General features: G+C 59.2%; 20 protein-coding genes and 1 tRNA gene. 15 read left to right on the top strand and 6 right to left on the bottom strand.

The genetic code is table 11. The annotated features are described in order from the left end of the window. Positions 1-5: 5 nt before the first annotated feature. The 10 genes from AAF739_11205 to AAF739_11250 all read left to right on the top strand — a co-directional run bounded on the left by AAF739_11205 (position 6) and on the right by AAF739_11250 (position 11,564). The gene (locus AAF739_11205; protein ID MEM6383233.1) at positions 6-2,702 is read left to right on the top strand and encodes a nitrate reductase; all 2,697 of its coding nucleotides are present in this window, start codon (positions 6-8) and stop codon (positions 2,700-2,702) included. Next, positions 2,699-4,201: a siroheme synthase CysG gene (gene cysG / locus AAF739_11210; GenBank protein MEM6383234.1), complete on the top strand. Its 1,503-nt coding sequence runs from the start codon at positions 2,699-2,701 to the stop codon at positions 4,199-4,201. Before AAF739_11205 ends, cysG begins: the two co-directional genes overlap by 4 nt. Positions 4,202-4,486: 285 nt before the next feature. Continuing rightward, positions 4,487-5,590 carry an ABC transporter ATP-binding protein gene (locus tag AAF739_11215; GenBank protein MEM6383235.1) on the top strand — a complete coding sequence of 368 codons (1,104 nt, stop codon included), beginning with the start codon at positions 4,487-4,489 and terminating at the stop codon, positions 5,588-5,590. Between the two features lie 3 nt (positions 5,591-5,593). Beyond that, positions 5,594-6,691: an ABC transporter ATP-binding protein gene (locus tag AAF739_11220; protein MEM6383236.1), complete on the top strand. Its 1,098-nt coding sequence runs from the start codon at positions 5,594-5,596 to the stop codon at positions 6,689-6,691. Continuing rightward, positions 6,691-7,563 (top strand): sugar ABC transporter permease, encoded by an 873-nt coding sequence (locus AAF739_11225; GenBank protein ID MEM6383237.1) that lies wholly within the window; start codon positions 6,691-6,693, stop codon positions 7,561-7,563. Before AAF739_11220 ends, AAF739_11225 begins: the two co-directional genes overlap by 1 nt. After that, the gene (locus AAF739_11230) at positions 7,563-8,435 is read left to right on the top strand and encodes a carbohydrate ABC transporter permease (GenBank protein ID MEM6383238.1); all 873 of its coding nucleotides are present in this window, start codon (positions 7,563-7,565) and stop codon (positions 8,433-8,435) included. The genes AAF739_11225 and AAF739_11230 overlap by 1 nt, the downstream gene beginning before the upstream one ends. Further along, a complete protein-coding gene (locus AAF739_11235) occupies positions 8,435-8,761 on the top strand; it encodes a hypothetical protein (GenBank protein MEM6383239.1) in 327 nt (108 codons plus the stop codon). Before AAF739_11230 ends, AAF739_11235 begins: the two co-directional genes overlap by 1 nt. 376 nt (positions 8,762-9,137) lie before the next feature. Further along, on the top strand, positions 9,138-9,416 hold the full coding sequence (locus AAF739_11240; GenBank protein ID MEM6383240.1) for a DUF2160 domain-containing protein: 279 nt from the start codon (positions 9,138-9,140) through the stop codon (positions 9,414-9,416). Positions 9,417-9,495: 79 nt separating this feature from the next. Beyond that, positions 9,496-11,223, top strand: coding sequence for an ABC transporter substrate-binding protein (locus tag AAF739_11245; GenBank protein ID MEM6383241.1), 1,728 nt, complete (start codon positions 9,496-9,498; stop codon positions 11,221-11,223). 116 nt (positions 11,224-11,339) lie between these two features. Continuing rightward, positions 11,340-11,564 carry a hypothetical protein gene (locus tag AAF739_11250; GenBank protein ID MEM6383242.1) on the top strand — a complete coding sequence of 75 codons (225 nt, stop codon included), beginning with the start codon at positions 11,340-11,342 and terminating at the stop codon, positions 11,562-11,564. 80 nt (positions 11,565-11,644) lie between these two features. Here AAF739_11250 and AAF739_11255 read toward each other — a convergent pair whose 3' ends face one another. Beyond that, a complete protein-coding gene (locus AAF739_11255; GenBank protein MEM6383243.1) occupies positions 11,645-12,523 on the bottom strand; it encodes a toll/interleukin-1 receptor domain-containing protein in 879 nt (292 codons plus the stop codon). A 279-nt stretch (positions 12,524-12,802) separates the two neighbouring features. Here AAF739_11255 and AAF739_11260 point away from each other — a divergent pair, with 279 nt between their 5' ends. Next, positions 12,803-13,123 (top strand): P-II family nitrogen regulator, encoded by a 321-nt coding sequence (locus AAF739_11260; protein MEM6383244.1) that lies wholly within the window; start codon positions 12,803-12,805, stop codon positions 13,121-13,123. Between the two features lie 29 nt (positions 13,124-13,152). Here the strand turns inward: AAF739_11260 and AAF739_11265 are convergent, their stop codons facing one another. After that, positions 13,153-14,154 (bottom strand): sodium-dependent bicarbonate transport family permease, encoded by a 1,002-nt coding sequence (locus AAF739_11265; protein MEM6383245.1) that lies wholly within the window; start codon positions 14,152-14,154, stop codon positions 13,153-13,155. Positions 14,155-14,743: 589 nt separating this feature from the next. Here AAF739_11265 and AAF739_11270 point away from each other — a divergent pair. The 3 genes from AAF739_11270 (at position 14,744) to AAF739_11280 (ending at position 19,616) form a co-directional block, all read left to right on the top strand. Next, positions 14,744-16,807 (top strand): chemotaxis protein CheB, encoded by a 2,064-nt coding sequence (locus AAF739_11270; protein MEM6383246.1) that lies wholly within the window; start codon positions 14,744-14,746, stop codon positions 16,805-16,807. A gap of 260 nt (positions 16,808-17,067) precedes the next feature. Further along, entirely contained in the window at positions 17,068-19,140 is a 2,073-nt protein-coding gene (locus AAF739_11275; protein ID MEM6383247.1) for a PAS domain-containing protein, read from the top strand. Positions 19,141-19,160: 20 nt separating this feature from the next. Beyond that, positions 19,161-19,616 carry a response regulator gene (locus tag AAF739_11280; protein MEM6383248.1) on the top strand — a complete coding sequence of 152 codons (456 nt, stop codon included), beginning with the start codon at positions 19,161-19,163 and terminating at the stop codon, positions 19,614-19,616. Between the two features lie 823 nt (positions 19,617-20,439). On the opposite strand, the gene AAF739_11285 is transcribed toward AAF739_11280, so the two are convergent. The 3 genes from AAF739_11285 to AAF739_11295 all read right to left on the bottom strand — a co-directional run bounded on the left by AAF739_11285 (position 20,440) and on the right by AAF739_11295 (position 24,152). Further along, positions 20,440-20,515: transfer RNA gene (locus AAF739_11285), tRNA-Thr, on the bottom strand. A 183-nt stretch (positions 20,516-20,698) separates the two neighbouring features. Further along, positions 20,699-22,687, bottom strand: coding sequence for a heme biosynthesis HemY N-terminal domain-containing protein (locus AAF739_11290; GenBank protein MEM6383249.1), 1,989 nt, complete (start codon positions 22,685-22,687; stop codon positions 20,699-20,701). 34 nt (positions 22,688-22,721) lie between these two features. Next, positions 22,722-24,152 (bottom strand): hypothetical protein, encoded by a 1,431-nt coding sequence (locus AAF739_11295; protein MEM6383250.1) that lies wholly within the window; start codon positions 24,150-24,152, stop codon positions 22,722-22,724. 220 nt (positions 24,153-24,372) lie between these two features. Between AAF739_11295 and AAF739_11300 the strand changes: the two genes are divergently transcribed. Further along, positions 24,373-24,744, top strand: a complete 372-nt coding sequence (locus tag AAF739_11300; protein MEM6383251.1) for a hypothetical protein — start codon at positions 24,373-24,375, stop codon at positions 24,742-24,744. 218 nt (positions 24,745-24,962) lie between these two features. Here the strand turns inward: AAF739_11300 and AAF739_11305 are convergent, their stop codons facing one another. Further along, positions 24,963-25,742 (bottom strand): uroporphyrinogen-III synthase, encoded by a 780-nt coding sequence (locus AAF739_11305; protein ID MEM6383252.1) that lies wholly within the window; start codon positions 25,740-25,742, stop codon positions 24,963-24,965. Between the last annotated feature and the right edge of the window lie 8 nt (positions 25,743-25,750).

Here is a 25,750-nt window from a genome sequence, read left to right on the forward strand (position 1 = left end):
CCCCGATGGATGCCGGGCCTGCCAAAACGATACGCACCACCTGCCCTTATTGCGGGGTGGGTTGCGGCATACAAGCAACCCAGTCAGCGGCTGGTGTGACCGTCAACGGAGATAAGGCGCATCCTGCCAATTTCGGCCGCCTGTGCTCCAAGGGAACCCAGCTTGCCGAGACCATCGGGCTCGAAGACCGGCTGCTGTACCCGGAGATCGCAGGGACCCGGTCAAGCTGGACCGATGCGATCAACACCGTTGCCGACGCATTCACGAACGCGATTGCCGAGCACGGACCCGAGTCTGTTGCATTCTATGTTTCGGGCCAGCTTCTGACCGAGGATTATTACGTTACCAATAAGCTGATGAAAGGCTTTATCGGCTCGGCCAACATCGATACCAATTCGCGGCTGTGCATGGCTTCCTCCGTTGCTGGCCACAAGCGTGCCTTCGGTGCCGATACCGTTCCCGGCACCTATGAGGATCTCGAGCTTGCCGATCTGGTAGTCCTGACTGGCTCCAACCTCGCCTGGTGCCACCCGGTCCTCTACCAGCGCATCGCCGCCGCGAAGAAGGAGCGCGCCGGCGGGTCCAACCCGATGCGCGTGGTGGTCATCGATCCACGCCGCACCGCCACCTGCGCTATCGCAGATCTCCACCTACCATTGGCACCAGACACCGACGTCGCTCTGTTTACCGGTCTTTTGCGGCACCTTGCGCGCGTTTCGGTTGCACACGAGCACTATGTCGATGCGCACACCGTCGGCATTGATGAAGCTCTGTCCGATGCACAGAGCTGGACCATCGAGCGCGTGTCGGAGACCTGCAGGCTTCGGCCTTCCGAGGTGGCGCGCTTCTACGATTGGGTAACGTCGACAACGAAAACGGTCACCGTCTATTCGCAAGGCGTCAATCAATCGACGAGCGGCACCGATAAGGTTGGCTCCATCATCAATACCCATCTTCTAACCGGTCGCATTGGCAAGCCTGGGATGGGTCCCTTTTCGGTCACCGGTCAACCAAACGCCATGGGTGGCAGAGAGGTTGGCGGCCTCGCCAACATGCTCGCGGCCCACATGGAGCTTGCCAACCCCGACCACAGGCAAACAGTCCAGGCCTTTTGGGGCAGCCCGACGATAGCCGATAAGCCGGGCCTTAAGGCCGTCGATCTGTTTGAGGCGATCCATGATGGCCGGATCAAGGCACTTTGGGTCATGGCGACAAACCCAGCCGTTTCACTGCCAGACGCGGACCGTGTCGATGACGCGCTCGCAAAGGTGCCATTTCTTGCGGTCTCCGATGTCGTCTCGAGCACGGATACACTGCGCCACACGCGTCGGCCGGGTGGTGTTGCGCTCCCAGCCAGCGCCTGGGCCGAGAAAGACGGCACGGTCACAAACTCCGAGCGCGTCATCTCCCGCCAGAAAGGGTTTCTGCCGCTTCCTGGTGAAGCGCGGCACGACTGGCGGATCATATGCGATGTGGCAGATGCCATGGGCTTCGGACATGGATTTGACTTTGCATCGCCCCATGAAGTCTTCGATGAACATGCCCGCCTGTCCGGTGCAGGCAAACCGTTGACCCGCGACTTCGACATATCCGGCCTCGCTGGACTGTCCAAGGCAGCTTACGATGCCCTGAACCCTGTCCGCTGGCCGCTCCGCGCAGATGGTGCACGAACGGAGCGCTTCTTTGCCCAAGGCGGTTTCTATCACCCTGACGGCAAGGCCCGCTTCATCGTCCCGAAGCACACGACGGCACAAAAGCACGAGCCGAAGTACCCGTTCACATTGAACACCGGCCGCGTTCGGGACCACTGGCACACCATGACGCGGACCGGACGAAGCCCGCGATTGTCCGGCCATATGGCCGAGCCATACTGCGAACTTCACACCCATGACGCCAAGCGTTTGGGCATCACGCCAGCCTCTCTTGTGCGCCTGTCGTCTCCGCATGGTTCAGCAGTCTTGCGTGCGCTGGTCACCGATGATCAGCAGGTTGGAAGCGTCTTCGCTCCAATGCATTGGAACGCACAAACGTCAAACGGCGGGCGCATCGACGCCCTCGTCGCACCTGAAACCGATCCGTTTTCCGGTCAACCGGCTTTGAAGTTTTCCCGCGTGAGGGTGAAACCGGCGGGGATGGCCTGGCACGGCTTCGCCGTTCTGGCTGAGCGCCCGTCGACCCTGCCTTTTGCCTACTGGTCGATTGCAACATGTGAAGGCGGCTTTGCGCTGGAATTCGCCGACACCGAACCTTCTGAAAGCCTCGCAGCCATTGCAAGCGAGCTGATCGGCGGGAAACCTGATCTTGGCTATGAAGACCGCGTCGCGGGCAGCGCCCGGTTCGTCTCCCATCAAGGGCGAAAACTAAGCGCTGCCGTCTTCATCGCCCGTGAACCGGTAGCCGTATCCAGGCGCTGGGCAATCGGCATGCTGACCGAACCGCTAGGTGACGCCCGCAGCCGATTGGCGCTGCTCGCCGGTCGCCCTGCGGCTAGCCAGGCCGATCATGGACCTATTGTTTGTTCCTGCTTCTCGGTCGGACGCAACACCATCAACACTGCAATTGCAGGTGGAGCCAGTACCGTCGAAGAGGTTGGCACGCGCTGCAAGGCCGGCACCAATTGCGGCTCCTGCCGGTCCGAAATCTCAGGCCTTCTCGAGCGCGCGGGCACAGCGCCCCCCGCCTTGCTGGAGTCCGCCGAATGAGGACCGCCACATTTTCGCGCCGCAAGCCGTCCAATGCTGCACCCACCCGCATGGATCCACTCTCCGTGCTGCCGGTGTTCCTGAACCTCCAAAACAAACGTGCCGTCCTTATCGGCGGAAGCGAAGCGGCGGCATGGAAAGCGGAACTTCTCGCATCCGCTGGCGCGCGTGTGGACATCTATGCGACCACGATTGACGACGAGATGGCCGATTTGCTGCGCAATGGTGCGTCGTCAGGGACACTGACCCACCATAAGCGCCCTTGGGGTCTGGACTGCCTCGCTCCGGCCTCCTGCATCATTGCTGACGCTGAAACCGATGACGAAGCGCGTGCACTGGTGTGCGCGGCGCGCGGCGCCGGCGTCCCGATCAACATCATAGACAAGCCAGCCTTCTGCCAATTCCAGTTCGGTTCGATCGTCAATCGCTCCCCGGCCGTCATCTCCATCTCGACCGCCGGTGCGGCGCCCATCATGGGACAGGCGATCCGCCGGAAGATCGAGACGTTGCTGCCACAGGGCTTAAAGGGCTGGGCAGCGGCTGCCCAAGCGGTCCGCGCAACAGTCATGGAACGATTGTCTCCGGGTCCCGAGCGCCGGGCATTCTGGGAACGGTTTGTCGATCGGGCGTTTTCCGGCGAGCGTCCGCCCGAAACTGCATCGGATGACCTCTACCGATCGATCCACCAGCCGGGAAAAACATCAGGCCGCGTAACCTTGGTTGGCGCAGGGCCCGGCGACCCCGAGCTTTTGACGATGAAAGCTATTCGGGCACTGCAGGCAGCCGACGTGATCCTTTTTGACGATCTGGTATCAGACGCCATTCTTGAACTGGCGCGCCGGGAAGCCAAACGCATGATGGTTGGAAAGCGCGGCGGGCGCGACAGCTGCAAACAGGACGACATCAACGCTTTGATGATCAAGCTCGCCGGTCAAGGTAAACATGTTGTCCGATTGAAGTCCGGCGACCCCATGGTCTTCGGACGTGCAGGCGAAGAGATCGACGCCTTGAGGGCTCATGACATCCCAGTCAGCATCGTACCTGGAATCACATCGGCAAGTGCGCTTGCAAGCCAAGCTGGCGTCTCCTTGACCCATCGCGACCACGCGCAAGCTGTGAGTTTCGTAACGGGGCATTCGAAGAAGGGCGCGTTGCCCACAACGCTTGACCTTGCTGCGATGGCAAAACCGGGTACGAGCCACATCATTTATATGGGTGGCCGCACTGCGCCAGATTTGACCTCCGCCCTGCTCGCCCATGGGGGAGACGGCAGCCGGCCCGTTCTTGTCGCGCGGTCAGTGAGCCGTCCAGACGAACAGATCGTTTGCGGGCAGCTTAAAAAACTGCCTGAACTCGTTGCTGAAACCCACGGTGATGGCCCCTTGTTAATCGGTATTGGCGACGCGTTCGGGCGTGCCAACATCAACGCGCCACTGGAAGGACCGGCGCACAACCGGGCAGATGATTTTCAAACAACGGCTGTCGCTGCTGCGGGCTGATTCCCGGGCAACAGCTCCAAGCACTTCAAGCCGATCCATGAGACTGCTGCCCAAAAAATGTTCAGCAATCATACTGCTGATTTTTCCTTGGTAGATCAGCCGGTTAAACGCCAGCGGCCTGTTGTTTGGACTGACGAACGGTCTGATCTCGACCCGAGGGGCTAGCCATCTGCCCAATCCCACTGATTATATAAAGGCGAAGCGATCCGCATAAGCGGACATGCATCGGAGCAACGTTCGCTCTGAGGCGATAACGGCGGGGACAACGCCGCTTGGAGGGTGCGTATGGCATTGGTGCTCGAAGGGGTATCCAAATCCGTTGCGGGGCAGCCGCACATTCATCCGACCGATCTGGAGCTTGCACCTGGCACGATGAACGTTCTGCTGGGTCCGACGCTTGCGGGCAAAACAACCCTCATGCGCCTCATGGCGGGCCTCGATACGCCAAACACCGGCAAGGTCTTGTGGCAAGGCGACGACGTTACAGGTGTGCGTGTACAGGACCGTGGCGTTGCGATGGTCTACCAGCAGTTCATCAACTACCCGTCGATGACCGTCTTCGATAACATCGCTTCGCCGCTCAAGCTGCGGAACCTGGCTGCCGCCGAGATCCGTCAGCAGGTCGAGGAAGTGGCGGAACTGATGAAGCTCACGCCCATGCTCGCGCGCAAACCGCTTGAACTGTCCGGCGGGCAACAGCAACGCTGTGCTCTGGCGCGCGCACTGGTCAAGAACGCCGGCCTTGTGCTGCTCGACGAGCCGCTGGCAAACCTCGATTACAAACTGCGCGAGGAACTCCGCGTGGAGATCCCTAAGATTTTTGAGCGCTCTGGCGCGATTTTTGTCTACGCCACCACGGAGCCGGAAGAAGCGCTCCTTTTAGGCGGGAACACGGCAACGCTCTGGGAGGGCAAGGTCACGCAGTTTGGACCAACGCCAGAGGTCTACCGCAATCCGCAAACAGCGACCACTGCCCGGGTCTTCTCAGACCCGCCAATGAACTTTCTTAAAGTGACCAAGGCGGGCGGGAAGCTGCATTTTGGCGATGGCAACTCCGCGCCTGCCATCAACCAGCTGCGCGAGGTGGACGATGGTAACTACCTTGCTGGTTTCAGGCCAAACCATGTTGAACTGCACCGGCACGTGGAGGACGCGATGGAGTTTGAGACCACCCTGTCGGTAACCGAGATCACCGGATCGGAAACCTTCGTGCATCTGGACCATCATGGCGAGCCCTGGGTCGGTCTGTTGCATGGTGTCCATGAGCTGGAGCTCGGCATGAAGCTGCCGGTCTACCTCGACACCCAGCACGCCTATATCTTCTCTGAAGGCGGCGCGCTGGTCGCGCCCGCACCCTACGCGCAAACTCCGCCGGCCGAGGCGGCCTGATCCATGGCGCAGATCACCTTTGACAACCTTGCGCATTCCTACTTGCCCGCGCCTCAGGCGGAAGCCGATTACGCGCTCAAAGAGATCAACCACACCTGGGCCGACGGCGAAGCGTATGCGCTCCTAGGATCATCCGGTTGCGGCAAGACCACGCTTCTGAACATCATTTCAGGGCTTCTGACACCGAGCCGCGGCAAGATCTTCTTCGGTGACACGGACGTTACCGACGCGCCAACGGCAGCACGCAACATCGCCCAGGTGTTTCAGTTTCCAGTCGTCTACGACACCATGACCGTTCGCGACAACCTGGCATTTCCTTTGCGCAATCGCGGCGCTGAGGCGGCCTATATCGCGAGCCGCGTTCAGACGATTGCCAAGATGATCGGCATGGAAGACGAACTGAACCATAAGGCGCGCGGCCTGACCGCCGACGCCAAGCAGAAGATTTCCCTTGGCCGAGGCATGGTTCGGGAAGATGTGAATGCGCTTTTGTTCGATGAACCGCTAACGGTGATCGACCCGCATCTGAAATGGGAACTGCGCACGCAGCTCAAGTCATTGCACCACGAATTCGGTCACACCATGATCTACGTGACCCACGATCAGACCGAAGCGCTGACCTTCGCCGACAAGGTCGTGGTGATGTATGATGGGCGCGTCGTGCAGATCGGGACACCCGAAGAGTTGTTTGAGACGCCCGGTCACACGTTCGTGGGCTACTTTATCGGCTCGCCGGGCATGAACTTGCTCGGCGCTCATGTCGAAGGAGCATCCGCCCGCTTGCCGGTTGGCGACGTTGCGCTTGGTCATGCCTACGGACCTGTTTCGGGGGCCGTGCAGATCGGCATTCGGCCGGAGTATGTACAGATCGGCCCAGCAGGTGAGGGTTTGGCCGGGCATGTGACGCGGGTGGAGGATGTCGGTCGCCACAAAATTGTTCGGCTGAGGATCGGCGACAACGCCTTGAATGCCGTCATCGGCGAAGAGCGGCCGGTGCCATCTGGCGACGTCGGAGTAAGTTTCGACCGGGCCAAGATTAACGTCTATGCCGATGACTGGCGTGTCGCACCGCTCGAGACAGTGCGCGAAGAGGCAGCCTGATGAACAAGACCGACAACCAAAAGGCCTGGTTCCTCGTCCTGCCGGTGCTGGTCCTGGTTGCCTTCTCGGCGATCATTCCGCTGATGACGGTGGTCAACTACTCCGTCCAGGACACCTTCGGAAACAATGTGTTTTTCCCTGCTGGCCTCGACTGGTTCCGCGAGACGCTTCAATCGGAGCGTATGTGGGCGTCGTTCTGGCGCCAGCTGGCCTTCTCGGCGATCATCCTCGCCATCCAGATACCGCTGGGCGTCTACATCGCGCTCAACATGCCAAAGAAAGGCTTTTGGGTCTCGTTTTGCCTTGTCTTGATGAGCCTGCCGCTGCTGATTCCGTGGAACGTTGTCGGAACGATCTGGCAGATCTTCGGGCGCGTCGACATCGGCCTTCTGGGCTACACGCTCGCCAGCATCGGCATCGACTACAACTACACCCAAGACGCGGTGGATGCTTGGGTAACCCTCGTCGTGATGGATGTATGGCACTGGACATCGCTGGTGGCCCTGCTGGCCTATGCAGGCCTGCAGTCTATTCCCGACGCCTACTACCAGGCCGCAAAAATCGATCAGGCGAGCCGCTGGAGCGTCTTTCGCTACATTGAGCTTCCCAAGATCAAGGGCGTTCTCATGATCGCCATTCTGCTGCGCTTCATGGACAGTTTCATGATCTACACCGAACCGTTCGTCGTTACAGGCGGCGGGCCCGGTTCGTCGACCAACTTCCTGTCCATTGACCTGGTCAAGATCGCGCTTGGCCAGCTCGATCTCGGGCCAGCGGCCGCCTATTCGATCATGTACTTCCTGGTGATCCTTCTGATCTCCTGGGTGTTTTTCACTGTGATGACCAATCTCGACCGGGAGGACCAGCGCTAATGGCTGTCACCACCTCGGGCGCGCCTGCCACCACATCGGCAACCAAAACCAAAGCCAGCGGGACGGGCTTGCGGATCAACCGCAAGGCCATCGTGATGGGTCTTTATCTGCTGTTCCTGTTCCTACCGATCTATTGGCTCATCAATATGAGCCTCAAGACCAACGCGGAAATCCTTGGCGGACTGACCATTTTTCCGCAGAACCTGACGTTCGAAAACTACGTCACGATCCTGACCGATCCGGCCTGGTATTCGGGCTATATCAACTCGATGATCTACGTGTCGCTGAACACGATCATCTCGCTCGCCGTTGCGCTACCGGCTGCCTACGCATTCAGCCGCTACAATTTTCTCGGCGACAAGCACCTGTTCTTCTGGCTTCTGACGAACCGGATGGCCCCGCCGGCGGTGTTCGCCCTGCCCTTCTTCCAGCTTTATGGCTCGGTTGGCCTGTTCGACACCCACATCGCGGTCGCCCTCGCCCACACGCTGTTCAACGTGCCGCTCGCGGTGTGGATCCTTGAAGGGTTCATGCGGGGGGTCCCGAAAGAGATCGACGAAACGGCCTACATCGATGGCTACTCGTTCCCTAAATTCTTCGTCAAAATCTTCATGCCGCTGATCGCGTCGGGTATCGGCGTCGCGGCGTTCTTTTGCTTCATGTTCTCCTGGGTAGAACTGCTTCTATCGCGCACGCTGACCGCCACCGAGGCCAAACCCATCGCCGCCACCATGACCCGCACCATCGGGGCGTCAGGGATTGATTGGGGCGTGCTCGCTGCAGCCGGCGTCCTCACCATCGTGCCCGGCGCGCTCGTGATCTATTTCGTCCGCAACTACATCGCCAAGGGCTTTGCCCTGGGGAGGGTGTGATGCGGACAAACGCCAAGATCGTCGTGACGACTGCTCTCATCTGCATAGGCTTGGGGCACCAAGCGGTGGCGCAGCAAGCCGCAGAGTTTGAGGCCGGTTGTTTGGTGACCCACCTCAACCCCAGCGGCGAGGGCTTCCTTTCGATCCGTCGCGGTCCTGGGACACAGCATCAAGAAATCGCGCGCGTCCACAATGGCGACGCGCTCTTCATCGATACACGCAGGTGTCAAGGCGACTGGTGCTACGCCGAAGGCGGCTCTGTGAACGACCAACGCGTCAAACTCACCGGCTGGTTTCACACCGGCTGGTGCGAAATGTACCCGTAGGAAAGACCTGAACAATGGCTTTCTCATCGGCGAAACCTACCCGCAACTCGACAACCCTATCTGTCGCAATGACCTTGCTTTTCACCGGCACATCTTTTGCCATCGCTCACCCCGGTCATTCGCACCGTGGTGGGTGCCTCGTGACTCACCTGGACGGGGGCAGCGACGCGTTTCTGTCGGTTCGCTCTGGCCCCAGCACCCAGCATGCAGAAGTTGCACGGGTGCGAAGTGGTGACGTGCTGTTCATCAACACACACAACTGTCAGAACGGATGGTGCCGCGCGGATGCCGCGACCATCAATGGCAGGGCCAACGATATCGACGGGTGGTTTCCCACCGCACCATGCGACATGTTTTGACAGGGAGGCACTGAAGGATGGATCTTTCCTGGATGGCATGGACGCGCGAAACGGCGATTTTCTTCGGCGTCATTGCATCGCTTCTCATCATCTTCACCATCCTTGCCATTCGCTTCCCGGAGACCCCGCGCGTCGGGGTTCTTCGGATCGAAACCACGCGTGGCGACCGTCTGTTCATCACGCTCTTGGGCTCAGCCTTCATCAATTTGGCCTGGCTGGGCCTCGAGGTCGGGCCGCAGCCCTATGCGCTGCTGGTCTGCCTCGTCTACGCCGCAGCGGTTTTCCGCTGGGTCTGAGGCCTTCATCACCCCCGATGGCGATCAACATTGCCATCGTAACGACAACAAGAGGCAATCCCCGGGAGGGAAGAAACCTATGAAGACTATTCTTAGAACAAGCTCGATGGTTGCGCTGGCCGCCGGTATGGCGCTCCCAGCGGTGCCAGCGTTCGCAGACATGGACGCAGCACGCGCATTCCTTGACGCTGAAATCGAGCGCTCGGTACTCAGCCGCGAGGAGCAGGAAGCGGAGATGCAATGGTTCATCGACGCCGCCACGCCCTATGCTGGCATGGAAATCCAAGTCGTTTCCGAAACGATCACGACGCACGAATACGAAGCCAACGTGCTGGCGCCCGCCTTTTCGGCCATCACCGGCATTCAGGTCACCCACGATCTGATTGGCGAGGGTGATGTGGTCGAGCGTCTGCAGACACAGATGCAGACCGGCGAGAACATCTACGACGCCTACATCAATGATTCCGACCTGATCGGCACCCACTGGCGTTATCAGCAGGTGCGCAACCTGACCGATTGGATGGCCGGCGAAGGGGCGGACGTTACCAACCCCAACCTCAACCTCGATGACTTCATCGGGCTCGATTTCACCACCGGCCCTGACGGTAAGCTCTATCAGCTGCCCGACCAGCAGTTCGCGAACCTCTATTGGTTCCGTTATGATTGGTTCACCGACGAGAAGAACATGGCGGACTTCGAAGCCGAATATGGCTATCCGCTCGGCGTTCCGGTGAACTGGACAGCCTACGAGCAGATCGCCGAATTCTTCACCGGACGTGACCTCAGCCATATGGGCGTTGACGGCGAAGTCTATGGCCACATGGATTATGGTCGCCGCGACCCGTCGCTCGGCTGGCGCTTCACGGACGCGTGGATGTCCATGGCGGGTATGGGCGATGTGGGTGAGCCGAACGGTCTGCCCGTCGATGAGTGGGGCATTCGCGTCAACGACGCATCCCAGCCCGTTGGCTCATGCGTCGCCCGGGGCGGCGCCACCAATGGCCCAGCCGCCGTGTACGCGATTGAGAAGTACACCAAATGGCTCAACGAGTACGCCCCGCCCTCCGCGCCGGGCATGAACTTCTCAGAAGCTGGTCCCATCCCCTCGCAAGGCGGGATCGCCCAACAGATGTTCTGGTACACCGCCTTTACCGCCGATATGGTCGGTGAAGGTGCGGCTGCAGTCCTGAATGAAGATGGCTCGCCGCGCTGGCGCATGGCTCCCAGCCCGCACGGCGTTTACTGGGAAGACGGCATGAAGATCGGTTACCAAGACGCCGGCTCCTGGACGTTGATGCAGTCAACCCCCGTGGACCGTGCGCAGGCCGCGTGGCTGTACGCACAGTTCGTCACCTCCATGACGGTCGACCTGCAGAAGTCTCACACCGGCCTGACGTTCATCCGTGAATCGTCGATCAACCATGAGAGCTTCACAGAGCGGGCACCGCTTCTGGGTGGTCTCGTCGAGTTCTACCGCTCGCCGGCACGCCTGCAATGGTCGCCGACGGGAACCAACGTGCCGGACTATCCGCGTCTCGCGCAGTTGTGGTGGCAGAACATTGGGGACGCGTCCTCCGGCGCTTTGTCCGCGCAGGAAGCGCTCGACAATCTGTGCACCGAGCAAGAGCGTGTGCTTGAGCGCCTTGAGCGTTCCGGTGTTCAGGGTGAGCTTGGCCCGGTCCTCAACGAAGAGATGGACGCCAGCTTCTGGCTCGATCAGCCTGGCGCTCCGAAGGCAAGGCTCGACACTGAGGAAGAAGAGCCGATGACGGTCAGCTATGACGAGCTGATCCAGTCCTGGCAGTAGGGTTCCGGCCAACGCCTTAACCTTCTGCGCGACATCTGAAAGCCCGGCATCGTAAGGTGCCGGGCTTTTTGCTATCCAGCCTGTCTCGTGCCGACGCTTGAGAACGGGCAAATCGGATGAAAGCGCTAGCCATCATTGGCTTCAGCATAGTGTTCGCGGCCTTCGGTTTTGCTCTTTGGTGGGCGAACCTTGAGTTCGGCGGAGACGGCGGCAACCTGATCAAGAGAAACCTCGCGCTTGTCGGCATGCTGCTGGCGCTGCTCAGCCCGCTATGGGCTTGGCTAACCGTGCGCGCGATCGCCAAAAGCGACGAGCGCACCCGCCAGGCTCAAAGCGATTGATCGCGTTCGGCGCCGAAGCGAGAGCGGCGCTTGCCGCCTATTAGAATGACATCAATCGATCGCCTTGAGCGTCGCGGATCCTACCAACCGAGCCAGATCGGTTCTGTAGCAACGATCAGGACGATGAAGCCGATAATCAAAGCCCAAACCCAGCGCTTTTGACGCTGCTGCGTCGTCAGTTCCTTCGCCGGTTTGGTGAACGTACGCAGCGTGTTGATGTTGTTCTGCATGTGGTCGAGATACGCGTTGGCCGCCCGTGACATCGGGCCCGCGACCGTTCCAGCCGTCTCGCCATTTGATGGATCGTGCGGTTCGGGGTCCGCCGGTGCGGGTGGCAGTTTGGGCGGCTCCCGCCGGATCGCCTCGCCGGCTTCAAGGCGCTTGATCCGGCTTTCAGCGAGCTCCTTGAACTGCGCGTCCGATCCAAAGCGGGCGAGATAGGCACGGTATTCATCAGCCGACTGCGGCTCGGCAGTGGACACTGCCTGCCAGAAATCCGCCTCAGCCTGATAGGCTCTCAGCCCATGGTCGACATCTGACGAAGAGATCTCAGCGGGCTCCTTGAGCGCCTTGCCGGTAATCCGCGAAACGCTGCGCAGCAGCGGCTCAAGCATCGCCGAACCCTGCCGGCCATCCCACTCGATCAAGTCGCAGGCTTGCACCGTCCGCATGAACAACGGCTGCTGGACGTCCTCAAGAAGCACGGGAATGATGATATTCCGCCCGTTCGCATCATGCGCTTCCGCCCGAACATAGGGCGACTTCACGGATGCTTCCGACCACAAGACCACGACCGACTTCGCTTCTGCGATAACCTGCTCGATCTCGAGCGCAAAGCGATCGCCTGGCATCAGCTCGATGTCCCACCATACTGTGAAGCCGTACGCCACGAGCGCTTCGGCAATCGCCTTCGCTTTCGGGCGCTCTTCGCGCTTATAGGAGATAAAGACGTCGACCATGAACGCTAGACATCACGGATGAACACGATGCCCATGCTTACCCGGACTGAAGCAAAAAACAACGCCAGGTCCGCACCGTGGGACGGCTCAGTGGACGAACAGGGGTGGGACCGATCCGCGGGGCCTTTGCTGGGCGCTGCCTCCCATACAGCTTTTCGGGGCATTGGATTTGTGATGCGTTGCGCCGTAAGACTGTTTGATGTGCGTTTGTTTTGACCAAACAAGTTGGCGCGACACGTGTCCGCCTCACCTTCTGATCACTCGCTTCGAGCCAAGGCCATGTATGCTGCTACCAAGATCGTCGTTATAACCGAACGCTCGATCCTCGACGGGATCGCCGAGTTGCTCGAGGAACACCAGGCGACCGGCTACACCTACACAACCGCCGGCGGCAAAGGCAGTCGTGGCAAGCGACGCATAGATCGCTCACCCCAGGTGGCAGGGGTCCTTGAGAACGTCAAAATAGAAGCCATTGTACCCGATCACGAGGTTGCTGAGCGCATCACCGAGGCAATCGCTGAGGCCTATTTCGATAACTACTCCGGCATCACTTATGTCGAGCCCGTTGAGATCCTGCGCCCGGCAAAGTTCAAGGTCTGATGATCGGTATGCGCTGCGTATCCGGAAGGTCAGAAGACAACCTCGGCCAGCGCAATAAAGAACGGAATACCGACACCGATAGCGATTGGTGTTCCAACGCTCGTCGATGATCCGATATAGCTAGAGGGATTCGCGCTTGGGATACCCGCACGCAAGGTTGGGGGTCCTGAAATGTCGGACGATGAGCTCGCCAAAACAGCCAGCAGGATGACCCCACCGGGGCTGAACCCTGTCACCAAATGGATGGCGTAACCCAATCCAAAGGCGATCAATCCGTGCACCAGAGGCATCACCGCAGCGTAGACCGCGTACCACTGGGCAACGCGCCGCAACTCGTTGAGGCGCTGCCACGCTTCCATACCCATGATGAGCATCAGCACGGATAGGAGCCCGCGAAAAAGCGGATCGTAGAAGGTGTCGAACACGCGCCCAGGGTTTGTCAAAAGGCCAAGAAGGAGGCCCAGGATCAGTGCGGACAGGGCAGAGCCCTGAAGGCTGTCTTTGACAATCGACCAAACGGTGAGCCGCTTGCCCTTCGATTTGCCTTGCTTCTCAGTATGCAGCCGCGCCAGCACGATCGCGAGAACGAGGGCCGGAATGTCCATGAACGGGTAGAGGGCTGGAACCCACGCCTCGTAGACAATCCCGTCCTGCTCCAACAGCACCATGGCGGCGCCCAGGGTCGAGGCGCTGACCGCGCCGAAGAGCCCAGCAGTGGCAATCGCATCGTCGCGGCGAATGCCTGGCAACCGGGCAAGCGTCACCAGCCCGAGCAAGACCGTTCCACCCCCTACGACTGTGGCCGCAAGCGCCGGCAGGATCATGTCGGCGAGGTCCGCCTCCCGGATCTCCATGCCTCCATTGAGGCCGATCCGCATCAGCAGCATGAAGACCGCAAACTTGTAGATCGCGTCGGGGATAACGAGTTTCGAGCCAGAGGCGGCTAGAAGCACACCACCGATCAGGAAAGCCAGGGTCGGCGATTGGAACTGGGCGACAACACGCAGGCCGAAATCAGCAAAAACGTCCACGGCCACCCCATGCGTCGTCGTCTATAATCAATCGCTAGGTAACGCCGTTGATCTGTGTTGGCAAAGGGTTGCTTCGTTGAGAAACGATAGCGTGCCGAAATATCGGGATTAGTGACGCGACGTCTTACAACTGGCAGCAGGACGTTTGGCGGCATGGGGCGGTCTCAGCTGTCAAAGATGAAGAGCTTGGACAAAGAGAACGTACGACTGAAGACGATCGTCGCGGAGCTCGGACTGGGCAAGCTCATTCTCAAGGGAAGCCTCAACCAGCTAAAGCCCAAGGCCTGACCACACAGGAAGTCCGTCAGGCCGTCCCTCATACACGCACGAAGCTGGCCACGTCGGAGTGCAGGACATCTCGGGTGATCGGCCTGTCGCGGCCGTCAGCATGGATCGCGCCCTGTCAGACGATTTACCTCTTAGCAAATGCGCTCAGATGGCCAGATATTTCCACAGGGCGGACATCGCGTCTGCTAACGCTCGGCTGTTTACCGTTACGGCTCCGGACCGCCCTCGGGACAATTTTTTTCCCGCTTGATTTCTCTTTCTCATCTGCCACCTTTGCCCACCATCTCACACCGGGGGCAATGTGGCGGACGAACTAATCTCCAGCGATGAGAAAGAGGCACAGACAGAGGAGCAAACGGCTCATTTTTGGGTTGGTCTTGGGGCGTCAGCGGGCGGACTGGAAGCCCTGCGCGCGTTTGCTCGGCAACTGCCTGACAAGCTGTCGGTCACTTACATAGTTGCACAACACCTATCGCCGCATCACCGCAGCATGCTTCCGGAGATTATCGGCCGTGAAACCTCGCTGGAGGTGCTCAGCGCTGAAGATGATGTCGCTCCCCTTCCCAACAAGATTTACATCACACCCCAGAACAAAGACATCGAAATTAGGGACGGTCGGATACGCATCGTGCCATCCAGCCGTGATTCCGGCACGCCAACGCCGTCGGTAGACCGCTTCTTGAAGTCGCTAGCCTTCGACAAAGGGGAGAACGCGGTTGGCATTATTTTGTCCGGTACCGGTTCTGATGGCTCGCGGGGGCTGCGAGATGTTCAAGCCGCCGGTGGCATTACGATTGCGCAGGATGAGCACTCGGCAAAGTACACCGGCATGCCCGTGGCAGCGGTCGAGGCGGGTGTGGTGGACCTGGTCATGTCACCGGAGGAAATCGGTGCACAGTTCCCAACGATTCTTGAGCGTCGCGCTAACCTCAGCTCGCTGAAGGCGTCGCCAGTTCATCTCGACAGTGTGTCTGAGCTTATCCACCTGGTGCACAATCGCTGCCGCGTGAACTTCCGGCACTATAAGGCGGCAACACTCCAAAGGCGGATCGAGCGCCGCATGGCGGCAATCGGCGTCAGTGAGATCGAAGACTATGTCTCGATTGCGCGTACGTCCGACAAGGAAATCGACGCGCTTTTCAAAGACTTCCTGATTTCAGTGACTTCATTCTTCCGTGACCCGGTTGAGTTCGAAATGCTGCGGTCAAACCTCAAGGACATTATTGCAAGCAAGGATGGCAGTGACCCCATTCGAGTTTGGATCCCCGGCTGTGCGACCGGCGAGGAGGTCTACACAATCTGCATGATCTTTGCAGACCTCATCGGTGGCCTGCAGGCCTTCGTACGAAAGAAGGTGCAGTTCTTCGCAACAGATATTGACCAGGACGCTATCGAAATCGCTCGGCGAGGCGTCTACCCGGAAACGTCTCTTGAAGAGGTGCCCAGAGATTTCATTGATGAGTATTTTGAGAAAGTACCAACCGGTTACGTCTTGAAGAAAGAAATCCGCGAGCGGATCGTCTTCTCCATTCACAATGTGATCCAAGACCCGCCATTTTTGAACGTCGACTTCATTTCGTGCCGGAACCTGCTGATCTATTTTCAATCATCGTTGCAATCGCAGGTGCTCTCGCGGTTCCACTACTCACTGGTACCCAATGGAATTTTGTTTCTCGGAAAGTCTGAGACAACGGCTGCCAATGACACGCTTTTTCGGGCGTCCGAGCACGGCAAGCACCTGTATTTCCAACGCCCCACCAAGTCCCGCCCTGTTTTCGATGACTACAATGACCTCAGACGCGCCTATGGGCCCCGCAGGCAGGCACAAGACCGAAACGCTGATCAACGGGACGTCACCTCGGCAAACGCTCGATTTGACTCACTGATCAAAGCTTTTGGGCCTGACGGCTTTCTCGTAAGCGCCGATCTTCAACTCAGGAAAGCCTACGGAAACGTCGATCCCTATGTCAGCCTGACCACCGAGGGAAACCTGTCGCTCGGTGTATCCACCTTTATTCGCGAGCCGTTCGCGCAAGACATTCGCATGTCTGTTCCCATGGCGATCCGAAAGAAAGAGGTACGACGAGGGGTTGCGCATCCCCCGACCCCAGTAACCCGCAAAAGAAAGCTCGAGTTACGGTCTATCCGATCGAAGGGGGCCCCGACGAAGAAGTGCTGGCGCTCGCCCTCATCTCATCGTGGGAAGACACCAGCCCGGACATCCCGAAAGATGCGCTGCAGACCACCGACAGGGAGTTGGCGCGCCACAATGATGAGCTTCGCCGTGAACTCGATATCGCGCAGTCCAACTTGCAACAGACCGCAGAGGAACTCGAGACTTCAAACGAGGAACTGCAGGCACTGAACGAAGAGCTGCAGTCAAGTAATGAGGAACTGCAATCGACCAATGAGGAGCTGGAGACCTCGAACGAGGAACTGCAGTCCACCAACGAAGAACTCGCGACTGTGAACGAACAGCTTCAAGTCAGCAGCAACGAGTTGCGCGTGGTCAATCAGAGCCTCAATAGCATCCTCAAGAATGTTGGCTCGCCCCTTATTGTCGTTGATCAGGCCCTCAACATTTTACAGGTCAGCAATGCGACGGAAGAGCTTTTCGGCATCAACATGGATTCCGACCGGCCGCATTTAAGCCTCTTGAAACAGGTTGACGGGTTCCCCGACATCGTCGAACTCGTGACGGCATCGATCGCTTCCCAGACGCAGACTGACGTCCAAATCAAAGATGAAGCGCTTCAAGCGGTGGTATCCATCGTGCCTCAGATACAGGCAAATGGTGATGTCACCGGCGCGGTTATACTGATTGTCGACAACACCGCCGAACTTGTTCGGACACGCCGCGAACTCCAGCTGATCTTTGACAACATCCCGCAAGCGATCTTCGTTCGCGAAGTCGATGGAACGATCCTGAAAGCGAACCCGGCCGCGAGCGCTATCGTTGACGCTGGAGAGCGGGAGCTGACCGGGCGCAACTATTTCGAGTTTCTGTCGTCGGGCTCAGCGCACACGTCAAAGCAAAAAGATGAGTCTTTTTTCAAAAGCGACGAAGAGCTGTCAGATTCGGTCGGCGAGATCGAAAACAAGTCTGGCCGAAAGCTCTGGAAGCGCGTCACGCGCATTCGCTCAGAGGATGTCGAGACCGGAGAACCTCTGCTTTACACGATGGGCGAGGATGTCACCCAGGAATATGAGTCCGCGGCAGCACTTAAACTGAGTGAGACCCGCCTCGACATGGCGGTTCGCGCCGCGGCTGTGGGCCTGTGGGACTTCGCGGTCTCAACCGGCGGGCTTTGGTGGTCCGACCGCTTCAAAGAAATTGTTGGGGTCAATGACGAAACGTTCAAAGGTCGTTTGGAGGACTTCAGTGAGCGTCTGCACCCCGATGACAAAGAGCGAATTATGACGGCCGTTCAGAGGCATCTCACAGACAAGGAGCCTTATGACGTTCGGTATCGACTGCGTCACGAGAGCGGCCACTATGTCACGATAGATGCCAAAGGTCAGGCGATATGGGATGATGATGGCGAGGCAGTGTCCATGATCGGCACCGTCGAGGACGTCACCGAACGCGACCGACAATTTACTGCGCTGGCGGAGTCGAAGGCTCAGCTCGATTCAGCCGCTAAACTGTCCGGCATGGGGTATTGGCGCATTGATCTCATCAACAACACCCTCTTCTGGTCGGACCATATCTATGTAATCCACGGCGTCGATCCCAAAGAGTACACCCCCGAACTGCAAGCCGGGATCAACTTTTACCATCCCGATGATCGGAAAGAGGTGACGGAGCATGTCAATCGCGCAATTGAAGCGGGCGACGGCTTTGACTTCGAAGCGCGGCTGGTACGCCCCGACGGTGACGTTCGCGTTGTGAAATCCATAGGTCGTACGAGCACCAATGAGGACGGCCAATCCGATGCTGTGTTTGGTGTGTTTGTCGACGTCACTGACGACCGCCACCGCGAATTGGAACTTCGGGAGACAATGCAGGAGTTGTCGAAATCAAACGAGGAATTGAACCGTTTCTCCTACGTTTGCTCGCACGACATGAAAGAACCCGTACGGCTCATTCAGTCGCTTTGCGAGTTGTTGTTGGTCCCCGACGTAAGCGCGGATAACGCCAAGCGCGACGACTTGATCAATCGCATAGCTGTAAACACCGACCGGTTGGCCGCGATCATCAGCAGTTTGCTCGCCTACTCACGAATTGATGAGCGCGTGGAACACACCGATGTCGACCTCAATAAGGTCGCTGCGGATGTCACAGAGGGCCTCGCCTTAGCAATTGAGGAGGCGAATGCGACGGTGGAGCTAAGCGCGTTACCCACCGTAACGGGCGCAACTGTTCACTTCAGTCAGCTCTTACAGAACCTGATCGCCAATGCGCTGAAATTTAACGACAAACCCGAGCCGATCATCCGTATCTCCGCAACACAAAGCGACACGACGAGCGTCGAAATTCGGGTGGAGGATAACGGGCCAGGGATTAAACCGGCAGACAGAGAAGCGGTGTTCGGTGTTTTTCAGCGTCTCCAGCGGCGTGATGAAATCGAAGGGACTGGGCTTGGACTATCCATCTGTCAACGGATCGTTGCGCAGTACGGGGGGAGTTTAGAAATAGCTGACAGCCTTGACCTTGGTGGAGCTTGTTTCATTTTACGGCTAAGTACTGATCGCTGACCGAGGGAGCACAGCGGCAAATGGTTTACGAAAGCCAGGTCAAAGAGCTTCACTTTGTGGACGACTCAGATACCGAGATCCTCATCACAAAGATGATTCTCAAGAAGGATGATGTGTCTGTCGACCTGCACAGCTACGTCAAAGCATCCGACTTCTTTGAACACCTGGAACGCGATGCGGAGCAGCATCGTGACACCTCGCTTGTGGTCTTTGACCTTAACTTGGGCATCGGAACCGGAATTGAAGCTATTCGGTCTCTGCGATCCGATCGCCGGTTTGACGACTTGATCGTAGGCATATGCTCGGGCTCGGACGATCCCAAGGATGAACGCGACGCTCTAAACGCGGGCGCCGATTTCTTCGTCACAAAACCCCTTCGTGGGGCGAGCCTTGAAAAAATCTGTAGCGCAGTTGCTTCACTGACCTACGACGCTTCTCCAGGCCAGCCAGCGCGTATCTTTCGATCATCGGCTTGAACCTAAAACGACAAGCAAGGGCGCGGTCGCTGAGATCGCAGCCGAATGAAAGCACGTCGATCACGCCTGTCCGAGTGCCTCGAACCGATCGCCGCAAACCATTTGCGGACGTTCGCGAAACCTAGGCATGGTGCCGGGAGGCTACGTTCAGCAGCGGGACCATCGTTATGACCACTGAGGTTGATCGTCCGACCTTCCAAGGGTTTCGAAGTATCGGAATGCACGCTACCACCGACAGGGGATGCACCCAACATTCGAACTCGTCCAATAAAGGGTCGGCCAACCTGAGTTGAGCGTCGATTGCTGCAGAGGTCAGCCAGGGGTCGGCATTTCTCGCTCTTGTCTACGTTGCTGTGCGAGCTTGCGGAGCTCTGCGGCCTCCATCCGCATCCTGGCGGATAGCGCTCGTAGTTGAATCGCTTCTTCTATGACCTTAGAGGTGCGCGTACGAACCGCTTCGATATCATAAGCGACTGAATTCACGACATTTTCGGTATACATTTTCGGGGATTTGCGACTGTTGTGTTTCGTTAAAGGTGTTCATGCCCGCGTAGAAACACCTATTCACATTTTTATGGTTAGCAAAGTGTAAAGAGCCGCCATTAAGCGCCACATCTGCCGCTAAACAGTTCGCCGACAGAGCCAAATCAATCTTGCCAGTTTCTGGAAGGTGTCAATAAAGGTGCCGATCGAGCGGTTGCCGCGCCTACGTCAATCTCGCAACTATCAAGCAACGGTTGAAATACTGATCGACGCGCGAAAGCACACGAACCCTAACCAACGAGAAGCCGCGGATTGGTTGAGCAAACTGCAATGCTGTAAATGGTGCTGCTGAAGGGACTCGAACCCCCGACCCCATCATTACGAATGACGTGCTCTACCAACTGAGCTACAGCAGCATAACCAATGTGCCAAGGCGAGCCACACCGGTCTCATCGGCTCGCGGAGCGGTACCGGACTAACCCAGCATTTGCAAGCACCTTAGACGGCCTCGGCGAACGTTGAGGTAAGCCCTGCTAGTTGCCGCAACTGGGCGCGGGATAAAAGCAGCCTGTCAGCTGGTACCGACGCGCAAGCACCGTTCAAAACAGACGAAAGCGGCGTCGCGGGTTGCCATCATACTCATCGCTGGCGTTATCACCCGGATCATCGGGAGCATGCCCGTCCGGTAAGCCAGAATAGCTTTCAGAGGCTTGTTTATCGGCTTTCTCACTGCCAGAGGCCTTCTTCATCCCGGAGGCTGGCGGAGATGTCGGAGCGCTCTTGGGCTCCATTTCCGCTTCGGGGGATGCGGGATCAACGCCAGCTTGGGGATGCTCGTTTGGGGTAACCTCAGCAGCTGTCTGCGCCGCATCGTCAGCACCGGCTTTAGGTGCCTCTGACGTTCCCGGTTGGGCGTCATCATTCGCCGGCGCCATCGGTCTGGCAGTGCTCTCTATCGACGTTGCCGGCTCGGGCGCAGATTCTTGGTCCGGTCCGGCTTCATCAGCGTCATCGTCAGATGCCTCACCGTCTAGCTCAACCTTTTCTACCTCGGCAACGTTCTCCTTGGTGCCATCGCCGGCACTTTTCTCGTCAGTGTTTGCTTTGGCGGACGATCCATCTGAGACAGCGGCTTTCATATCCGCATCTGATACGATAGCTGGCTCAGCCTCCACCGTCTCCACTGTGTCCCCGCCGTCGGTTGACGTGGGTACGTCCACAACATCGGGGAGGCGCGCAGGCAACATCACCTGGCCATCGGCACCCAGGGACTCCGCCGGGATCGCGATGGGCTCATGGGCCGCATAGCGCTCAACCGGAACCTTCCAAACAAACGCATCAACCCTGCCGGACAGTGGCGAAACCGGCTCCCAGGTCGACGAGACATAGCCATCAGCCACCCACGCGGGGTCGCGTTTGGCACGAAGGGCCCGCGCCATCCAACTGCGCGCCGCCACCGTGTCTCCGGTATCTTTTTCTTCGATCTCCGCCATCAGAAGGCACACGCGTTGCGTGGCATCGTCGCCCACATGGTCGGACAGCGTCTCACGCGCTTCTTCAAGCCGCCCAGCTTCCATCAGCGCCCGAGCCAGTGCCAAATCGCCCTCGGTTGTGTGGGAACATAATTGGCGCAAACGCCTTGCACGCTTGAGCCGGTCCGCCACGGCGTCACCAGGCCGTACGTAAAGATAAACCTCCGCCAACTCCGGGTGGGGGCTGTTCTTCCAGGCCGTTTCCAGAACCTTGCTGGCCTGGGTCATCTTTGACGTGCGGATCAGCAAGCGGCCAGCCACCGCCGCTGCCGGGACGAGGTCAGGCGCTAATTTGTGCGCTTCAAGCGCCATGGCTTTGGCCGCGTCGGGCTCGCCCGCTTCCCGGTCGATTGCCTCGGCGGTCAAAAGCACGGCACGCAGGCGATTGCGTTCGGTTTTCGAGACGATCCGCGCTTCGAGATTACGGTCCAGAACCGCACGCGCCGCCGGCCAATCGCCGCGTTGAACCTGATCTTCAAACTGCGCCTCACCGGCCCATTTGAGCGCGGGCGCCAACGCTGCCGCTTGGTCGGCATAGTGGCGGGCCGCTTCTTCATCCTCGTCGGCAACGGCATCGAGATAAAGCCCGCGAAGACCAAGTAACTGGCACTTGGGATCATCCAGCATCTTGCGATAGGCGAGCCGCTTGGCATCACCATCGTCCATCAAGTCGGCGCTAGACGCGGCCAAAACCTGGGTTAGCGGAGCGGCTGGCAACATCTTGCGCGCCTGTTTCGCATATCGCTGCGCCGCTTTCGCATCGCCGGAGCCCGCTGCGACGAGACCGCTAGACAGGGCCTCATAGCCCTTGTCGCGCTTGCGCGAGGAAAAATACCCGCCGACCATCTGCGGCGAGCGTACAATCATCTTCAGGACCCATGCCACGATCATGATTGCGACGATCAGCGCGACAAGCCCGATCATCGCCACCATCGCACTAAGCTCGATCTGGTAGCCCATCCAATCGATCGCCACGGTCCCGGGCCGATCGGCCAGCCAGGCAAACCCGAACGCAAGGCCCAAGACGGCAGCGAAGAAGACCAATACCCGCAACACGGTTATGCTCCTGGTTGGGTGAAGGTTGTTAGCGTCATGATGCTCCAGCCAATGCTTGGATCAGCCTGTCGCGAGCCATGGCGATCGCGGAATCGAGCGCGACACGTGCCTGCAGGTCCGCACGCAGGTTCTCGGCGGCGGCGGCAACCGGTTCGGGCAAACCGCTCACCGCATCTAAGGCCCCACCATAATCACCAGCAGCAAGCAAGCTACCGAGCTGATCGATCTGCCCGGTCACGGTCGAGGCCTCGCCGACAGGTCCGTCCGGCGATTGGATGGACACCAATTGACGCGCTCGCTCGCCAAGGGCACCCAGCATCCCCCCCGCTCCACCCTCGGTTGGGATCGCCGCAATCATTGCATCACGGCTGGCGGCAAAGCCTGCCATGAGTGCCGATTGGTTCAAGGCTCCGGGCAAGTCCAGCGCGCTAAGTGGTTCGAATGCTGCGAACAGCGCATCGTCAAAGCCAGCGGCGCTGGTAGCAGCCGTAATCGGCGCTGCGAGATCATCGCCGCGGTCGCGCGCGTCGACCACTGCATCCAACGCAACACCGAGGCGTGCCAACCGATCGGGCGGGTCGCTCGCAACCGCAGCGGCCATTTCGGCCACCGTAGCACCAAGCGCTCCCAAGTCGCCTGCCATCGACTCACCGAGCGAACTGACACTGCCATCAAGATTTGCCAGGCCGCCGTCGAGGGTTGCGATCTGCTCTTCGACGTCGCTGAACGCGCCTTCCAACGATCCCAGCCTTCCATCGATGGCCTCAATCTGCGTTGAGGCAGCTTCGAACAAACCTTCCAGCGCATCAATGCGCTCAACACTTTGCGCCGCCTCATTTGCGAGACCAACGGCCCCTGCCTCGCCAGTACCCTCGGCTGTGATCTCGGGCTGAGCGGCCGCCCCCAAAAGCTCAGTAAGCGCATCGACTTCGGCACGAAGTGCCATAAGGTCGTTGCTGATCTCAGGGGCAAGCTGCCCCGGCTCACCCGCAGGCACACCCTCCCCGATCAAAGCTTCCAACGGCTCCAACCGCGCGGCCAAAGGCGCTACCGCGCCTTGAACGCTCTGAGATATCTGACCTTCGAGACGGCCGGTCAGCGCCCCAAGATCAAGTCCCGACGCATCGGAAACCGACAATCCCTCGACCTGCAAGGCCAGCCCGTCGAGATCTTCGCGCAAAAGCTCGAGCGCGGATCCGACATCTGATGTCGAGACTTCGGCGAGCGAGGCTTCAACGGCAGCAATCCGCGTCGAAAGCCGCTCTTCGGTCTCGACCAGAGCGAGACGTTGCGCATCGATCCGTCCATCTGGGAGACTAAAAATCCCTAAAAGTTGGGCCAGAAAAAGCAGGACCAGCGCGATCAAACCACCAACGAGCCCAGCGGCGAAAAGATAAAACGCCGAAGGTCCACCTGCAGGTGTGCCTCCACCAAGGTTGACAGCCGCTTGGGTCGCGGCGGCCAACGCCGGTTTCTGCGCGTCTGGTGTCTTTGCGTTCCCGCCTGAGCCGTGCGATGCAGGGTCGCGCGCCTTATCGGCAGCCTTGGCTGCAGAGCCCGCACTCTTGGCATCCGTGGTTGGTTGTTCCGCTTTTTTTGAGCCAGCAGTTCCGCTTGCCGTCGCTGTGGACGCGGTTTGTCCAGCGCTAGGCGATGCTGAACTCGTTGTCTGGGCTGACCGCTGTTTGTCTTTTCCCGTGGTCTGCTCGGACGGCGTGGCGGCACGCGACGTCGTTTCAGCACTCGTCTGTGGCGAGGCGGGAGACTTGGAAGCGCTTTTCTCAGTTGTCACCGTCACAGACGCGGGACGTGTGGACGAAGCACCCGCGGACGCGCTGGCACCTGTTTTACTGGCACTTTGCGTGTCGCCCGACCCGCTTATTTCAGGCGCAGCTGAACCCGTAGGCGATGGTGCGAGCTTAGAGGGCGTCGGATCGACCGCGCCGCCAGGACTCGATGGAGGCTTGGCAGCGGCACCCTCCGAAGCGGCTTCAACGTCGATAATGAGCGGCTTTGACGGCGCACGACGTCCTGATCGACCGCCCTGGCGCCGCTGACCTTTGGAAGCTTTCGCCATCCCGTCCTCCGCAATTCATACTCGCCCGACCGCGCTTGCGTGAAGCGGGACCAAGCCAACAACCCGGCACGTGCCCACCAGCGCAATCCGAATACCCCACTTAAGCATGTGGTTTGATCCCCGTCGCCCCCTTTTTTGGCCGTATGTCAGCGCAGCTGGCGTCACGGTTAAAGACGTCCAAAGCGCGCTTGGAGCGAGCTAAAACTCGTCAATAGCATTCAGAAGACTGTTTTCATTGGGTTTCTCTGACGTCCTTGTGTAACCAGCGCTAACGCCGTCCGCACGTAACTCGGCTTCAACCGCTGGCGATAAGCAGACCCAACGCAGATTGGACAACAGGGTGTCCAGCCCTGCCTTTCGAAGCGCATCAAGTGCGAGGCGAGCGGACCGGGCAGAATAAGCGAGCGCCGTGTCGACAGGTTCACGGCGTAGAAGCCGCACCACGTCGTCATCTAGGCCAGATCGCGCAATTGCTTCGTACACTTCGATGGCCCTCAAAGCCGGATAGGCACGCTCGAGGCTGGCCGTTCGATCACGAGCGCACGCGTAAAGAGCCTTATGCCACTGATCAGCGGACAGCGGCGCGAGCGTCGCAATCAAAGCGTCAACGGTCTCTGCCGGCGGGACCAGAAGTCTGAAGCCGTTCGCCTCGCACAAGCTTGCCGCGCGGCCTCCCACGACACCATAACGCCGCTTGGTGAGCGAAGCGAAGGGCAGCACCTCGCGCTGCGCTGCCGCAAGGACCGCTTCAAGCGCGGCCGCGCTCGTCACTGCGATCAAGCCCCGCGGTGACGCTTCAAGAGCCCGACCCAGCTTCAGCAACCCATCGTGCAAGGCTTGAATGTCCGTCAGCGGCGCCACGACCGCTGTATGACCGCGTTCGGCGAGCAACGAAGCCGTTCGGCGCGCCGATGCTTCTTCGCGCGTAACCAGAACCCGTCTGGACCGACTATCGGCTGACCGATCAGGGGCGCTCATATCACGTG

The sequence above is a fragment of the Pseudomonadota bacterium genome, from assembly GCA_039024915.1.
Classification (GTDB): domain Bacteria; phylum Pseudomonadota; class Alphaproteobacteria; order Rhizobiales; family MH13; genus MH13.

Coding starts and splice junctions, on each gene's coding strand:
- AAF739_11225 (MEM6383237.1), top strand. CDS start 6,691: ATGAACAAGACCGACAACCAAAAGGCCTGGTTCCTCGTCCTGCCGGTG.
- AAF739_11260 (MEM6383244.1), top strand. CDS start 12,803: ATGTATGCTGCTACCAAGATCGTCGTTATAACCGAACGCTCGATCCTC.
- cysG (MEM6383234.1), top strand. CDS start 2,699: ATGAGGACCGCCACATTTTCGCGCCGCAAGCCGTCCAATGCTGCACCC.
- AAF739_11250 (MEM6383242.1), top strand. CDS start 11,340: ATGAAAGCGCTAGCCATCATTGGCTTCAGCATAGTGTTCGCGGCCTTC.
- AAF739_11240 (MEM6383240.1), top strand. CDS start 9,138: ATGGATCTTTCCTGGATGGCATGGACGCGCGAAACGGCGATTTTCTTC.
- AAF739_11255 (MEM6383243.1), bottom strand. CDS start 12,523: ATGGTCGACGTCTTTATCTCCTATAAGCGCGAAGAGCGCCCGAAAGCG.
- AAF739_11230 (MEM6383238.1), top strand. CDS start 7,563: ATGGCTGTCACCACCTCGGGCGCGCCTGCCACCACATCGGCAACCAAA.
- AAF739_11305 (MEM6383252.1), bottom strand. CDS start 25,742: ATGAGCGCCCCTGATCGGTCAGCCGATAGTCGGTCCAGACGGGTTCTG.
- AAF739_11235 (MEM6383239.1), top strand. CDS start 8,435: ATGCGGACAAACGCCAAGATCGTCGTGACGACTGCTCTCATCTGCATA.
- AAF739_11215 (MEM6383235.1), top strand. CDS start 4,487: ATGGCATTGGTGCTCGAAGGGGTATCCAAATCCGTTGCGGGGCAGCCG.
- AAF739_11275 (MEM6383247.1), top strand. CDS start 17,068: ATGGATTCCGACCGGCCGCATTTAAGCCTCTTGAAACAGGTTGACGGG.
- AAF739_11205 (MEM6383233.1), top strand. CDS start 6: ATGGATGCCGGGCCTGCCAAAACGATACGCACCACCTGCCCTTATTGC.
- AAF739_11245 (MEM6383241.1), top strand. CDS start 9,496: ATGAAGACTATTCTTAGAACAAGCTCGATGGTTGCGCTGGCCGCCGGT.
- AAF739_11280 (MEM6383248.1), top strand. CDS start 19,161: ATGGTTTACGAAAGCCAGGTCAAAGAGCTTCACTTTGTGGACGACTCA.
- AAF739_11220 (MEM6383236.1), top strand. CDS start 5,594: ATGGCGCAGATCACCTTTGACAACCTTGCGCATTCCTACTTGCCCGCG.